This is a genomic window from Streptomyces sp. NPDC057302, assembly GCF_042667685.1.
Taxonomy (GTDB): domain Bacteria; phylum Actinomycetota; class Actinomycetes; order Streptomycetales; family Streptomycetaceae; genus Streptomyces.
Genome location: NZ_JBHUZJ010000101.1, coordinates 16,646 through 29,560, shown reverse-complemented (window position 1 = coordinate 29,560; position 12,915 = coordinate 16,646). Strand labels below are relative to the sequence as shown.

Annotated in this window: 12 protein-coding genes; 4 read left to right on the top strand and 8 right to left on the bottom strand. The window is 71.7% G+C overall.

Annotation, left to right across the window (positions count from 1 at the left end; all coding sequences use genetic code 11):
* Positions 1–57: 57 nt before the first annotated feature.
* The 3 genes from ACFUPX_RS39745 to ACFUPX_RS39735 all read right to left on the bottom strand — a co-directional run bounded on the left by ACFUPX_RS39745 (position 58) and on the right by ACFUPX_RS39735 (position 3,033).
* Positions 58–1,353 (bottom strand): HRDC domain-containing protein, encoded by a 1,296-nt coding sequence (locus ACFUPX_RS39745; RefSeq protein ID WP_383333816.1) that lies wholly within the window; start codon positions 1,351–1,353, stop codon positions 58–60.
* Positions 1,354–1,431: 78 nt separating this feature from the next.
* Complete coding sequence (locus ACFUPX_RS39740) at positions 1,432–2,094, bottom strand: response regulator transcription factor (protein WP_160507754.1); 663 nt, start codon at positions 2,092–2,094, stop codon at positions 1,432–1,434.
* 270 nt (positions 2,095–2,364) lie between these two features.
* Positions 2,365–3,033 carry a DUF3000 domain-containing protein gene (locus ACFUPX_RS39735; RefSeq protein WP_383333814.1) on the bottom strand — a complete coding sequence of 223 codons (669 nt, stop codon included), beginning with the start codon at positions 3,031–3,033 and terminating at the stop codon, positions 2,365–2,367.
* Positions 3,034–3,153: 120 nt separating this feature from the next.
* Between ACFUPX_RS39735 and hemE the strand changes: the two genes are divergently transcribed.
* Positions 3,154–4,227, top strand: a complete 1,074-nt coding sequence (hemE, locus tag ACFUPX_RS39730) for a uroporphyrinogen decarboxylase (protein ID WP_383333812.1) — start codon at positions 3,154–3,156, stop codon at positions 4,225–4,227.
* Between the two features lie 108 nt (positions 4,228–4,335).
* Here hemE and ACFUPX_RS39725 read toward each other — a convergent pair whose 3' ends face one another.
* Both ACFUPX_RS39725 and ACFUPX_RS39720 read right to left on the bottom strand, forming a co-directional pair.
* Entirely contained in the window at positions 4,336–5,718 is a 1,383-nt protein-coding gene (locus ACFUPX_RS39725) for an FAD-dependent oxidoreductase (protein ID WP_383333810.1), read from the bottom strand.
* A 37-nt stretch (positions 5,719–5,755) separates the two neighbouring features.
* The gene (locus ACFUPX_RS39720; protein WP_383333808.1) at positions 5,756–6,712 is read right to left on the bottom strand and encodes a DUF4349 domain-containing protein; all 957 of its coding nucleotides are present in this window, start codon (positions 6,710–6,712) and stop codon (positions 5,756–5,758) included.
* A 141-nt stretch (positions 6,713–6,853) separates the two neighbouring features.
* On the opposite strand from ACFUPX_RS39720, the gene hemG reads away from it, so the two are divergent.
* The 3 genes from hemG (at position 6,854) to ACFUPX_RS39705 (ending at position 9,559) form a co-directional block, all read left to right on the top strand.
* The gene (gene hemG, locus ACFUPX_RS39715; protein WP_383333806.1) at positions 6,854–8,305 is read left to right on the top strand and encodes a protoporphyrinogen oxidase; all 1,452 of its coding nucleotides are present in this window, start codon (positions 6,854–6,856) and stop codon (positions 8,303–8,305) included.
* A gap of 4 nt (positions 8,306–8,309) precedes the next feature.
* Entirely contained in the window at positions 8,310–9,029 is a 720-nt protein-coding gene (gene hemQ, locus ACFUPX_RS39710) for a hydrogen peroxide-dependent heme synthase (RefSeq protein WP_383333804.1), read from the top strand.
* Positions 9,030–9,184: 155 nt separating this feature from the next.
* Positions 9,185–9,559 (top strand): RNHCP domain-containing protein, encoded by a 375-nt coding sequence (locus ACFUPX_RS39705; RefSeq protein ID WP_383333802.1) that lies wholly within the window; start codon positions 9,185–9,187, stop codon positions 9,557–9,559.
* 3 nt (positions 9,560–9,562) lie between these two features.
* Here the strand turns inward: ACFUPX_RS39705 and ACFUPX_RS39700 are convergent, their stop codons facing one another.
* The 3 genes from ACFUPX_RS39700 to ACFUPX_RS39690 all read right to left on the bottom strand — a co-directional run bounded on the left by ACFUPX_RS39700 (position 9,563) and on the right by ACFUPX_RS39690 (position 12,868).
* Entirely contained in the window at positions 9,563–11,182 is a 1,620-nt protein-coding gene (locus tag ACFUPX_RS39700; protein WP_383333800.1) for an alpha/beta hydrolase, read from the bottom strand.
* Positions 11,183–11,289: 107 nt separating this feature from the next.
* On the bottom strand, positions 11,290–12,051 hold the full coding sequence (locus tag ACFUPX_RS39695) for a TIGR04222 domain-containing membrane protein (protein ID WP_383333798.1): 762 nt from the start codon (positions 12,049–12,051) through the stop codon (positions 11,290–11,292).
* 40 nt (positions 12,052–12,091) lie between these two features.
* On the bottom strand, positions 12,092–12,868 hold the full coding sequence (locus ACFUPX_RS39690) for a DUF4142 domain-containing protein (RefSeq protein WP_383333796.1): 777 nt from the start codon (positions 12,866–12,868) through the stop codon (positions 12,092–12,094).
* Positions 12,869–12,915: the final 47 nt, after the last annotated feature.

Below are 12,915 nucleotides of genomic sequence, written 5' to 3'. Positions count from 1 at the left end.
GGCTGTCGAAGCCACCGGACCACCACCGCTTCCCGCCCCGCGTCACGGAGCGGCCGGTCAGCTCTGCCGGGGGGAGGTGTCGGCGGTCGTGGTGAGGGCGGTGACCAAGGCCGGGGTGACCTGGGAGATCTGCCACTGCCGCGCGCCGTGCGAAGCGAGCGCCGCCGACACGGACTCCGCGTCCACCTGACCCGGCGGCTCCCAGCAGACCCTTCGTACGGTGTCCGGAGTGATCAGGTTCTCCTGGGGCATGTTCAGCTCCTCGGCCAGCGCCGAGACCGCCGCCCGCGCCGCGGACAGCCGCGCCGCTGCTGCCGGGTCGCGGTCCGCCCAGGAGCGGGGCGGCGGCGGGCCCGAGACGGTCTGTCCGGGCTGCGGGAGCTCGGCGTCGGGCAGGGCCCTGGCCCGGTCCACCGCGGCCTGCCACTGGTCCAGCTGACGGCGGCCCATGCGGTGCCCGAAGCCGGTGAGACCGGCGAGCGCGTGCACGTTGGGCGGAAGCCCGAGCGCCGCCTCCACGATCGCGCCGTCACTGAGCACCTTGCCGGGCGACACGTCACGCCGCTGGGCCACCGCGTCACGCGCGGTCCACAGCTCCCGGACGACCGCCATCTGACGACGCCGCCGCACCTTGTGCATGCCGGACGTGCGCCGCCAGGGGTCCACGCGGGGCGGCGGAGGCGGGGCGGAGGAGATCGCGTCGAACTCCTCGCGGGCCCACTCCAGCTTGCCCTGCCGGTCGAGCTCCTTCTCCAGGGCGTCGCGCAGGTCCACCAGCAGCTCCACGTCCAGTGCCGCGTACCGCAGCCAGGGATCGGGCAGCGGCCGGGTCGACCAGTCGACCGCCGAGTGCCCCTTCTCCAGGACGAAGCCGAGTACGCCCTCGACCATCGCGCCGAGGCCGACCCGGGGGAAGCCGGCGAGGCGCCCGGCGAGTTCCGTGTCGAAGATGCTGGTGGGGATCATGCCTATTTCCCGCAGGCAGGGCAGATCCTGCGTGGCGGCGTGCAGCACCCACTCCGCGTCGGAGATCGCCTCGCCGAGCCCCGACAGGTCGGGGCAGGCCACGGGGTCGATCAGAGTGCTGCCCGCGCCTTCACGGCGCAGCTGTACGAGATAGGCACGCTGGCCGTACCGATAGCCGGACGCACGTTCGGCGTCCACGGCCACGGGGCCACTTCCTGCCGCGAAAGCGGCGATCACCTCGGCGAGCGAGGCTGCGTCGGCGACCACCGGAGGGATTCCATCACGCGGCTCGTCCAAAGGGATCGGCGCCGTTTCGACGTCGTCCGGAGGGCCGCCTCCGGTGGTTCGCAGTGAGCTGTCTGCTGCGGTCTCTTGGGCGTCGGTCACCTGTCAAGGGTATCTGTGTATGCGCGGCGCCCGTCGACGGAACGTTCCGTCGACGGGCGCACGAGGGGTGTAAATGAGTCAGTGGATGATTCCGGTGCGCAGAGCCACCGCCACCATCCCGGCCCGGTCACCCGTGCCGAGCTTGCGTGCGATCCGGGCCAGGTGGCTCTTCACGGTCAGTGCCGAGAGCCCCATCGAGACGCCGATGGCCTTGTTCGACTGGCCCTCCGCGACCAGGCGGAGAACCTCCACCTCACGGCCGGACAGCTCGCGGTAGCCACCGGGGTGGCTCGGGGCGCCGGGCGGGCGGCGGTGCATTCGGGCGGCGGCCGAGCCGATGGGCGCGGCGCCGGGACGGGTGGGGAGTCCGACATTGTTGCGGGTGCCGGTGACGACGTAGCCCTTGACGCCGCCCGCGAGGGCGTTGCGTACGGCGCCGATGTCATCGGCCGCGGAGAGGGCGAGGCCGTTGGGCCAGCCCGCCGCGCGGGTTTCTGAGAGGAGCGTCAGGCCGGAGCCGTCGGGGAGGTGGACGTCTGCGACGCAGATGTCACGGGGGTTGCCGATGCGGGGACGAGCCTCCGCGATCGACGAGGCCTCGATCACGTCGCGTACACCGAGGGCCCACAGGTGGCGGGTGACGGTGGAGCGTACGCGGGGGTCGGCCACGACGACCATGGCGGTCGGCTTGTTCGGGCGGTAGGCGACCAGGCTTGCGGGCTGCTCGAGGAGAACGGACACCAGGCCTCCTGGGGTGCGGGACGGAACCGGCTCGGGGATGAAGCCGGGACGAACCGTGCTTTCAAGGTCACCAACCTCTTCGGCATCAAACCCGTCCGCCTTTAGAGAATGATCACGATTTGGTGAGTAACAATTCGGACCATTCGGACACGTGATCGATCATCCGAAGATCAACCCGAATCGCAGTCGTTCAGAATCGCTCATCCGCGTGACAGTTCAGTCCCGTAAGAAACCGGCGGCGGCCCCCATGAGGAACCGGAGGCCGCACGCTCACGGTGTCTGCGGCCCCCGCCGCTGCGGCAGCGACACCACGGACCCCTCGCCGTGCTGCCCCTGGTTCGCCGGCGGCAGCCCCGCCACCTGGCAGAGCAGATCGCACCAGGCCGCCAGGTGCGCGGCCGTGTCCGGCACCCCGCCGATCCCCTCCCGCGGCGTCCACGACGCCCGGATCTCGATCTGCGACGCGGGCGGCCGCTCGGAGAGCCCGCCGAAGTAGTGCGAGCCCGCGCGCGTGACGGTGCCGCTCGGCTCCCCGCACGCCAGACCGCGCGCCTGCAGCGCGCCCGTCAGCCACGTCCAGCAGACCTCGGGGAGCAGCGGGTCCGCGGCCATCTCCGGCTCCAGCTCCGCGCGGACGAGCGTGACGAGGCGGAAGGTGCCCTGCCACGCGTCGTGCCCGTCCGGGTCGTGCAGCAGGACCAGGCGCCCGTCCGCCAGGTCCTCGTCGCCGTCGACCACCGCCGCCTCCAGCGCGTACGCATGGGGAGCAAGCCGCTGCGGAGCCCGCGTCGGGTCGATCTCGATCTCGGGCCGAAGCCGTGCCCCGCGCAGCGCCTCGACCGCCGCGCGAAAGGGCAACGGAGTCGATTCCGCCACCTTCCCCTCCGTACTTTCCATCTCGCCAGCGCCGTCCGACCGTTGTCCTTGAGCCGCAGCCATGCGGGGAAGGTTAAGGGGAACGGTGGCTTCGCGCAGGGACAGACACCCGTGAGAGGGCCCCCGGTCAAGGCAGGGTGTCCCTCGGGACGGGGGTGCGCGGGCCCGTGCGAGACTTTCCGCGTGAGCGCCAACAACAGCCAGAGCCCCATGGGCCAGAAGAACGCAGCGACGTACGACTCCGCTTTCATGAAGGCCTGTCGGCGCGAGCCCGTGCCGCACACGCCGGTCTGGTTCATGCGGCAGGCGGGGCGCTCACTTCCCGAGTACCGCAAGGTGCGCGAGGGCACGGCCATGCTGGAGTCCTGCATGATGCCCGAGCTGGTCACGGAGATCACGCTGCAGCCCGTGCGCCGCCACAAGGTCGACGCCGCGATCTACTTCAGCGACATCGTCGTCCCCCTCAAGGCCATCGGCATCGACCTCGACATCAAGCCGGGCATCGGCCCGGTCGTCGCCAACCCCATCCGTTCGCGCGCCGATCTCGCCCAGCTGCGGGACCTGACGCCGGACGACGTGAGCTACGTGACCGAGGCGATCGGCATGCTGACCGCCGAGCTGGGGCCGACCCCGCTCATCGGATTCGCCGGTGCGCCTTTCACTCTCGCGAGCTACCTGGTCGAGGGCGGTCCGAGCCGTAACCACGAGCACACCAAGGCGCTCATGTACGGCGACCCGCAGCTCTGGGCCGACCTGCTCGACCGCCTCGCGGAGATCACCGGCGCCTTCCTGAAGGTGCAGATCGAGGCGGGCGCGAGCGCCGTGCAGCTCTTCGACTCGTGGGTGGGCGCGCTGGCCCCGGCCGACTACCGCCGCTCCGTGATGCCCGCATCGCAGAAGGTCTTCGACGCGGTGGCCTCGTACGGAGTGCCGCGCATCCACTTCGGTGTCGGCACGGGCGAACTGCTCGGTCTGATGGGCGAGGCGGGCGCCGACGTGATGGGCGTCGACTGGCGCGTCCCGATGGACGAGGCGGTCCTGCGGGTCGGCCCCGGCAAGGCGCTGCAGGGGAACCTCGACCCGGCGGTCCTCTTCTCCACGCGGGAGGCGATGGAGACCAAGACGGACGAGGTCCTTGACGCCGCCGCGGAGCTCGAGGGGCACATCTTCAACCTCGGCCACGGCGTGCTGCCGACCACGGACCCCGACGCGCTGACGCGGCTCGTGGAGCACGTCCACACGCGGACCGCGCGCTGACGGAGCCGTTTCGAGGGCGGTTCGTAGTTGGCTGAAAATCTCGCCTGAATATGACGGGTGGGACGGGAGAGGGGGCGCTTTCGCGGTGGAAGACGCCCCCTTCGCGGCCTAACCCGCCGACCGGACCGCCGCGACCGCCTTGCGCGCCGCCACCAGGACCGGGTCCCACACCGGTGAGAACGGCGGTGCGTAGCCGAGGTCGAGCGCGGTCATCTGGTCCACCGTCATCCGGGCCGTCAACGCCACGGCCGCGATGTCGACGCGCTTGCCCGCGCCCTCCCGGCCGACGATCTGGACGCCGAGCAGCCGCCCACTGAGTCGCTCGGCGAGCATCTTCACGGTCATCAGGGCCGCGCCGGGGTAGTAGCCCGCGCGGCTCGTCGACTCGATGGTCACCGTCACGTACTGCAGGCCGGCCGCCCGCGCCTCCTTCTCGCGCAGGCCCGTGCGGGCGATCTCCAGGTCGCAGACCTTGCTGACGGCCGTCCCGACGACGCCGGGGAAGGTCGCGTAGCCCCCGCCCACGTTCGAGCCGATGACCTGGCCGTGCTTGTTGGCGTGGGTGCCGAGCGCGATGTGGCGCTCGCGGCCCGAGACCAGGTCGAGGACCTCGACGCAGTCGCCGCCCGCCCAGATGTTCTCGTGCCCCCGCACCCGCATCGCGAGATCCGTGAGCAGCCCGCCGTGCTCGCCCAGCGGCAGCCCCGCCGCACGGGCGAGTTCCGTCTCGGGGCGTACGCCGATGCCGAGCACCACGACGTCCGCCGGATACTCGGCGTCCCCCGTGGCCACCGCCCTGACCCGGCCGTCGTCACCGGTGAGGATCTTGGTGACCTCGGCGCCGTTCACCATCTCGATGCCCATCCCGGACATCGCGTCATGGACGAGGCGGCCCATGTCCGGGTCGAGCGTCGACATCGGCTCCGCGCCGCGGTTGACGACCGTGACCTCGTAGCGGCGCTGGATCAGCGCCTCGGCCATCTCGACGCCGATATAGCCCGCGCCGATGACGACCGCCCTGCGGCCCGGCGTGCGGGCCAGCGTGTCCAGGAGCGCCTGGCCGTCGTCCAGGGTCTGCACGCCGTGCACGCCGGGGGCGTCGATGCCGGGCAGCGAGGGGCGCACCGGCCTGGCGCCGGTGCCGATCACGAGCTTGTCGTACGACGTCCAGTCCTCCGTCCCCGACTCCAGATCCCGGGTGCGGACCCGGCCGCCCTCGACGTCGATCTCCGTGACCTCCGTCCGCATCCGCAGATCGATGTCGCGGGCCCGGTGCTCCTCGGGCGAACGCGCGATCAGCTCGTCCCGCGAGGGGACGTCACCGCCGACCCAGTAGGGGATGCCGCAGGCCGAGTACGAGGTGAAGTGGCCGCGCTCGAACGCGACGATCTCCAGCTCCCCGGGGCCCTTGAGCCTGCGTGCCTGTGACGCGGCGGACATGCCCGCCGCGTCACCCCCGATGACCACCAGTCGCTCTCTCGCGCTACTCATACGGACACGCTACGACGAGGCGGCAGTTGAAGGACCGCTAGTCGTCCTCGCCCTCGCGCGTGGATGTCCCGGGAGCCGCGGCGACCGCGGGCCGCCGCGGCAGCCGGGGCCGCACCAGGCGCTGCCACAGCAGGAAGAGGAGCGCCGCCACGGCCGCGAACGGCAGGACCGCGCCGATGACGACCGCCAGCCACCGCAGCATCGTCACGAAGGCGTGCCAGCCGCCGGACAGGGCGTCCACGAACGTCGGGTCGTCGTCCTGTGCGGCGGCCTTCTGCACGGCCGTCTCACTGAGCGAGAGCGTGATGGTGGACATGCTCGTACGGTCCTTCAGCGAGGACTGCTGGGCCAGCAGCGCCTCCAGTTCGGACTGGCGGCCGCTCAACTCCCCTTCCAGGGTGACGACATCGCTCAGCTTCGTCGCCTTGTCCATCAGCTCCCGCACCCGCGCCACGCTCGCCCGCTGCGACTTGACGCGGCTCTCGACGTCGACGACCTGGTCGGTGACGTCCTGCGCCTTGGCCTTGCGCTCGATCAGCTTGCCCGTGCCCTCGATGGACGTGAGGACCTCGTCGTACCGGTCCTGCGGGACGCGCAGCACGATGCGGGAGCGCTCGTGGCCGCGGTCGTCGCGGTCCGTGGTCTCGTCGCCGACGACACCGCCCGCGTCGGTGGCCGCCGCGCGCGCCTCGTCCAGCGCCTTGGGCACGTCCTTGACGCGGACGGTCAGGGTCGCGGTGAGGATGATGTGCGTGCCGGTGAGCTTGGGCGGCTTCTTCGTGCCGGACTGGTCGGCCCGGCTGCCGTCGCCCACTCCCTTGTCGTCCTGGCTGCCGGAGACGGCCGCGTCCTCCTTGCCGGAGCCCACCGCCTTGTCGCTGTCGCCGCTGTCGCCGCCGCCCGCGCTGCACCCCGTGAGCGCGAGGGCCGCCGCGAGCAGGACGGCCGAGAGTGCCTGGACGGTCCGGTGCCTTGACGTGCTGGACGCGTGCATCTCGACGTACCCCCCGAAGGTCGTGGTGACTGGTGCTCCTTTGACGCCGGGGAGGTGCGGAAAGGTGGTTGCCGACCGGTCCCGATGGGGTCACGTTCAGGACTCGCACGGGCCGCGGAACGCGACTCGTAGAGTGGAGGCATGCGCGAAACGGACACACGTACGGGTCATGTCGTTGTCATCGGTGGCGGGATCGCCGGGCTGGCCGCCGCCCACCGATTGCTCGACACCGGAGCCCGCGTGACCGTCCTGGAGGCCTCCGGCCGGCTCGGCGGCAAGCTGCTCCCCGGCGAGATCGAGGGCGTCCGCGTCGACCTCGGCGCCGAGTCGATGCTGGCCCGCCGCCCCGAGGCCGTCGCCCTCGCCCGCGAGGTGGGCCTCGCCGACCGGCTGCAGCCGCCCGCCACGGCGAGCGCCGCGATCTGGACCCGGGGAGCCTTGCGGCCGATGCCCAAGGGGCACGTCATGGGCGTACCGGGCGACGCGTCCGCCCTCTCCGGAGTGCTCTCCGACGAAGGCCTGCACCGCATCGAGCAGGACCGAGACCTGCCGCGCACCGAGGTCGGGGACGACGTCGCGGTCGGCGCGTACGTGGCCGCGCGCCTCGGCCGAGAGGTCGTCGACCGCCTCGTGGAGCCGCTGCTCGGCGGGGTCTACGCGGGCGACGCCTACCGCATCTCGATGCGCTCGGCGGTCCCGCAGCTCTTCGAGGCCGCCCGCACGCACGCCTCGCTCACCGAGGGCGTCCGCGAGATCCAGGCCCGCGCCGCGAAGAACCAGCAGAGCGGCCCGGTCTTCATGGGCATCGAGGGCGGCGTCGGTCAACTGCCGCTCGCCGTCGCGGAGTCGGTACGCGCGCGTGGCGGGGAGATTCTGCTGAACTCGCAGGCACACGGCCTGCGCAAGGTCGACGAAGGGTGGGAGGTGTACGTCGAGGACTGGGACCTGGAGGCGGATGCCGTGGTCGTCGCCCTGCCCGCCCCGCACGCCGCCCGCCTCCTGGACCATGACGTACCGGCCGCCGCCGCCGAACTGCGCCGCGTCGAGTACGCCTCCATGGCCCTGATGACCCTCGCCTACCGCCGCGGCGAGACCGACCTCCCCGAAGGCAGCGGTTTTCTCGTGCCGCCCGTCGACGGGCACACCATCAAGGCGTCCACGTTCGCCTCGCGCAAATGGGGCTGGATCGCCGAGGAGGACCCCGACCTGCTGGTCCTGCGCACTTCCGTGGGGCGGTACGGGGAGACGGAGATCCTGGGACGCGACGACGCCGACCTCATCGCCCTCTCCCGGCGCGACCTGCGCGCGGCCACCGGCCTGACCGCCGAGCCCGTCGCCACCAGGGTGACCCGCTGGAACGACGGCCTCCCGCAGTATCCCGTCGGCCACCACGCGCGCGTGGCCCGCGTCCGGCAGCACGTGAGCAAGCTGCCCGGCCTCGCCGTGTGCGGAGCGGCCTACGACGGGGTGGGCATCCCCGCGTGCATCGCGAGCGCGTACGCCGCCGTCGACCAGCTGGGCGGTGACCTGGCCGGTGTGCAGGAGCTCACCGCCAACCCGGTGCAGAGCCTGCACGGCGGCGGAGGAGAATAGGGCCATGAGTGACGACGCCCCCGCCAAGAGCCCGAACGCGGGCAAGAAGGCCAAGGACCTCAACGAGGTCATCCGCTACACGCTGTGGTCCGTCTTCAAGCTGCGGGACCTGCTCCCCGAGGACCGCGCAGGCTACGCCGACGAGGTCCAGGACCTCTTCGACCAGCTCGCCGCCAAGGACATCACCGTCCGCGGCACGTACGACGTGTCCGGCCTGCGCGCCGACGCCGACGTCATGATCTGGTGGCACGCCGAGACGGCCGACGAGCTCCAGGAGGCCTACAACCTCTTCCGCCGGACCAAGCTGGGCCGCGCCCTGGAGCCGGTCTGGTCGAACATGGCGCTGCACCGCCCCGCCGAGTTCAACAAGTCGCACATCCCGGCCTTCCTGGCCGATGAGACGCCGCGCAACTACATCAGCGTCTACCCCTTCGTGCGCTCCTACGACTGGTACCTGCTGCCCGACGAGGACCGTCGCCGCATGCTCAAGGACCACGGCATGATGGCCCGCGGCTACCCCGACGTGCGCGCCAACACGGTCGCCTCGTTCTCGCTCGGCGACTACGAATGGCTCCTTGCCTTCGAGGCCGACGAGCTGTACCGCATCGTCGACCTCATGCGTCACCTGCGCGCCTCCGAGGCCCGCATGCACGTCCGCGAAGAGGTCCCGTTCTACACCGGCCGCCGCAAGTCCGTGGCCGAGCTGGTGGCGGGCCTCGCCTAGTTAATTCGGTTGCCGTGCCCGGCCGGTGCGGGTTTCATCGAGAGGTCGAAGCCGAGAACGGAAACGAGAACGGAAGGATGGTGCTTGTATGCCCAGGGCCCCGCGGAACAGCTCGAAGTCAGCCCATTCCGCGACGCACTGGAGTCACTCCCACCATGTCCCGAAACACCTCTCGGCGGGCCCGCACTGAGTCGCGCGCCCAGTCCTTCCGCTGTCTGCACTGCGGTCTCGACGTCTCGATGACCGCGCCGGGCACCGACCACCGCAACCACTGCCCGAACTGCCTGTGGAGCCGTCACCTCGACGACACCCCGGGCGACCGGGACGCTGACTGCGGCGCCCGGATGGAACCCCTCGCCATCTCCGTACGAGGAGACGGCGAGTGGGTTCTGGTCCATCGCTGCACGCACTGCGGTGTCCTGCACGCCAACCGCACCGCGGGCGACGACAACGCCCTGCCGCTGACCCGGCTCGCGGTGCGTCCGCTGGCTCAGCCGCCGTTTCCGTTGGAGCGGCTGGCAGCCCTCTAGCGGCTAGTGCTCCTTGGGCAGGGCCGCCGCCCGCTCGCCGGACAGCGGCTCGGGCTCCTTGTGCGGTGCGCACGCCGCGCGCCGCACGGGGAGCCTGCCCTCCAGGAGGTAGGCCTCCATGTGCCCGTTGACGCACTGGTTGGGGCCGCCGCCGATGCCGTGCGTGCCCGCGTCCCGCTCGGTCACCAGGACCGAACCCCGCAGCCTGCGGTGCAGCTCCTCGGCGCCCGCGTACGGGGTCGCCGCGTCCCGCTCGGCGGCCAGGATCAGCGTCGGGGCGAGCGCGCCCTCCTCGGTGCGGACGTCGACGGGACGCTGCCGGGGCGCGGGCCAGTAGGCGCACGGCAGGTTCATCCAGGCGTTGTCCCAGGTCTCGAAGGGAGCGCTGCGGGCGAGCCGTGAGTTGTCGCGGTTCCAGGTCCCGAAGTCCGTCGGCCAGGACGCGTCGTTGCACTCCACCGCCGTGTAGACCGCGTTGCCGTTCTCCTGCTCCTTGGCGCCCTTCGGCTCGGGCGCCGCCTGCTCGATCAGCGGCTTCGGGTTGCCCTTCAGATACGCCGAGAGCGCCGACGCGCGCGCCGGCCAGTAGTCGTCGTAGTACCCGGCCTGGAGATACGCCGACTGGAGCTGGCCGGGGCCGACCTTGCCGCCCGCGGGCTTGGCCGCCAGCTTGTCGCGCACCTTCTCGTAGCTGCGCATCACCGCCTCGGGCGTCTTGCCCAGGTGGTACGTCTTGTCGTGCTTGGCCACCCAGGTGCGGAAGTCACCCCAGCGGTGCTCGAAAGCCGCGGACTGGTCGAGGTTGTTGCGGTACCAGATCTGCGCGGGGTCGGGGTTGACCGCCGAGTCGAACACCATGCGGCGCACGTGCGAGGGGAAGAGCGTGGCGTACACGGCGCCGAAGTAGGTGCCGTACGAAGCACCCATGAAGGTCAGCTTCTTCTCGCCGAGCGCCGCCCGCAGGACGTCGAGGTCACGGGCGTTGTTCAGGCTCGTGTAGTGCTGCACGGCCTTCCCGGAGCGCTCGACACAGCCCTGTGCGTACGCCTTCGCCTGCTTGATCCGCTTCAGCTTGTACGCGGCGTCCGGGTGCGTCGGGGACTGCGAAGGAGCCTTGGCGAACTCCTTGGGGTCCTGGCAGGAGATCGGAGCCGAGCGGCCCACACCGCGCGGGGCATAGCCCACGAGGTCGTACGCCGCCGCGATGCGCTTCCACTCGGGGAGCATGCCGACCATCGGGAAGTACATGCCGGACCCGCCGGGACCGCCCGGGTTGAACACGAGGGCGCCCTGCCGCCTGACGGCCTTGCCCCGCCGGGGTTCGGCCTTCCGCGTGGCCTTGGTGCGGCTGACGGTCAGCTTGATCTGCTTGCCGTCCGGGCGTGCGTAGTCCAGCGGTACCGAGACGGTGCCGCATCTGACCGACGGGGGCAGGCCCTCCGCCGCCGGGCAGGCGCCGAAGCGGATCCCGGCCGTGGTGGCGCGCTGGGCCGCGACGAGGGTGCCGCGGGCCTCGGGGTAGGGGGAGGTGTCGGCCGCGGACGCGCTTCCCGTGGGTGCGGCGACGAGTGCGGTCAGGACCAGGGATCCGGCGGTTCCGTAGAGGGCGGCTGCTGCTCTCATCGCTGCTCATTCCTTCATTCGGCCGTGCGTTGCTCGAATAAAAGGGATGATTCGTTCGGTAATTGGCGAAGTAAAGCACCGCCCTGCCGGTGTCGGGCGTGTCGGGCTCAATGACCCCGATGCGCCGCATCCCGGTGCGCGAAAGCCGCCCGCAGCTCCGGGTCGGCGAGCGCGCGCGTGCCGCGTACGGCGACGGCGGCGAGGTCCGAGCCGCCGCGCGCGGGCAGCGCGCTCAGGAGGAGCTGGCCCGCGGGCGACGCCCAGCGGGGGTAGGGGTGGATCTCGAAACGGGCGACGGCCAGGCAGCTCGCGTTCAGGACCAGGGGCAGCGCGAACCAGAGTGCCACGGGCACCTCTCCCGACGGTTCCTGAACGGGCATCAGCAGGGCGACGGCCCCCAGCGCGACCACCGCCGCCGTGGCCGCCCGCACCTGCCGGACCGCACCGGCGACCCCCGACCACGATCCGTCCGGCAGCGCGAGGCCCGCGGCCACGAGACGGTCCGCGAGGGCGCGCATCGCGTCGGTACCGGCCGCCGCTTCGCGCACCGGCGCTATCGGCGACTGCCCGGCGGGCCCTATCGCGCCGAGCACGGAACGCTCCATGTCGTCGCCGCCCACCGGGTCGACGACCGTGGCCCAGCCGGTGTGCGCGAGCAGCAGCCGCCGGGCGCGGGCCATCGACACCAGGGTGAGGTCCGTGACGCGCGCGGGGCCGCCGGAGAGGAACGCGGCTTCGTAGAGCGTCAGTTCATGGCGGTGCTCCGGGGCCGTGCCGCGCGGGGCCGCGCGGTAGGCGGTGAGGCAGAGCCGGGCGCAGGACAGGCCCGTCGCGACCCAGGCCACGAGAAGGAGGGGAAGCCAGAACATGCCGGTGTTCTATGCGAGGGGGCGGGGGCGGCGCCATGGGTTATTCAGCATGCGGACGGGGGGTCGCGGGTACGTAACGTTCCGCTTTGGGGCGGGACGCGGGCGGAGGCAGCGAGAACGTGGGGGAGGGGGAGACCGGGGTCGCCGGATCCGGGGTCCCGGTCGGGCCCGGCGGGGCGGGGGAGCGGGTCACCGGGCCGGGGGCCGCCGATGCCGCGTCGCGCGCCAGATCGTCGAAGTCGACAAGGCCCGTACCTTCGAGGACCGTGATGTGGTCGAGGACCGTCGTGTTCGCGTCGTCGGCGAGCCCCCGCACCAGCGAGTTGCGGGTGCTCGCGCGGACCTCGGCGACCACCGAGAAGACCTTGCCGTGGGCGGCGCGCAGGATGTTGGCGAACTTCTCGTCGTACGCCTCGCCGTGCGCGTCGCTCATCTCGTCGAGCCAGCCGCGCTGCTGCGGGTTCGGCTGGTTGGGCAGCTCCAGCTTGAGCTGCGTCGCCACCTCGCGCACCCGCGCGTCGAGGAACGTATGGCCCTCGACGAGATGCTCGCCCGCCGTCTTGACGGCTTTGGTGGTGCCGCGCGCCTCGGCCTGCTGTCCCGCGGGGAGCTCCCACAGCCCCGCGAGCCGCACCTTGGTGATGAAGTCCCGGTCGAGCGCGGAGAGCGGGCCGAACTCCGTCGACACGGTCTCCGCGTCGAGTCTGTCCAGGGCGGTGCCCGACCTGTCCTCGTACGACCAGAGAGGGAAGAGCAGCGCCGCCAACGTCGCGACGAGCCCCGCGACGATGAGACCGGTGCCGTTGATGGATCGCATGACGCCTCCTGTTGCACCGCCGCACGTTAGTGCGCGGCGGCGGGGCG

Coding starts and splice junctions, on each gene's coding strand:
- ACFUPX_RS39735 (WP_383333814.1), bottom strand. CDS start 3,033: ATGGCTGCGGCTCAAGGACAACGGTCGGACGGCGCTGGCGAGATGGAA.
- ACFUPX_RS39725 (WP_383333810.1), bottom strand. CDS start 5,718: ATGAGTAGCGCGAGAGAGCGACTGGTGGTCATCGGGGGTGACGCGGCG.
- ACFUPX_RS39720 (WP_383333808.1), bottom strand. CDS start 6,712: ATGCACGCGTCCAGCACGTCAAGGCACCGGACCGTCCAGGCACTCTCG.
- hemG (WP_383333806.1), top strand. CDS start 6,854: ATGCGCGAAACGGACACACGTACGGGTCATGTCGTTGTCATCGGTGGC.
- hemQ (WP_383333804.1), top strand. CDS start 8,310: ATGAGTGACGACGCCCCCGCCAAGAGCCCGAACGCGGGCAAGAAGGCC.
- ACFUPX_RS39705 (WP_383333802.1), top strand. CDS start 9,185: ATGTCCCGAAACACCTCTCGGCGGGCCCGCACTGAGTCGCGCGCCCAG.
- ACFUPX_RS39700 (WP_383333800.1), bottom strand. CDS start 11,182: ATGAGAGCAGCAGCCGCCCTCTACGGAACCGCCGGATCCCTGGTCCTG.
- ACFUPX_RS39695 (WP_383333798.1), bottom strand. CDS start 12,051: ATGTTCTGGCTTCCCCTCCTTCTCGTGGCCTGGGTCGCGACGGGCCTG.
- ACFUPX_RS39690 (WP_383333796.1), bottom strand. CDS start 12,868: ATGCGATCCATCAACGGCACCGGTCTCATCGTCGCGGGGCTCGTCGCG.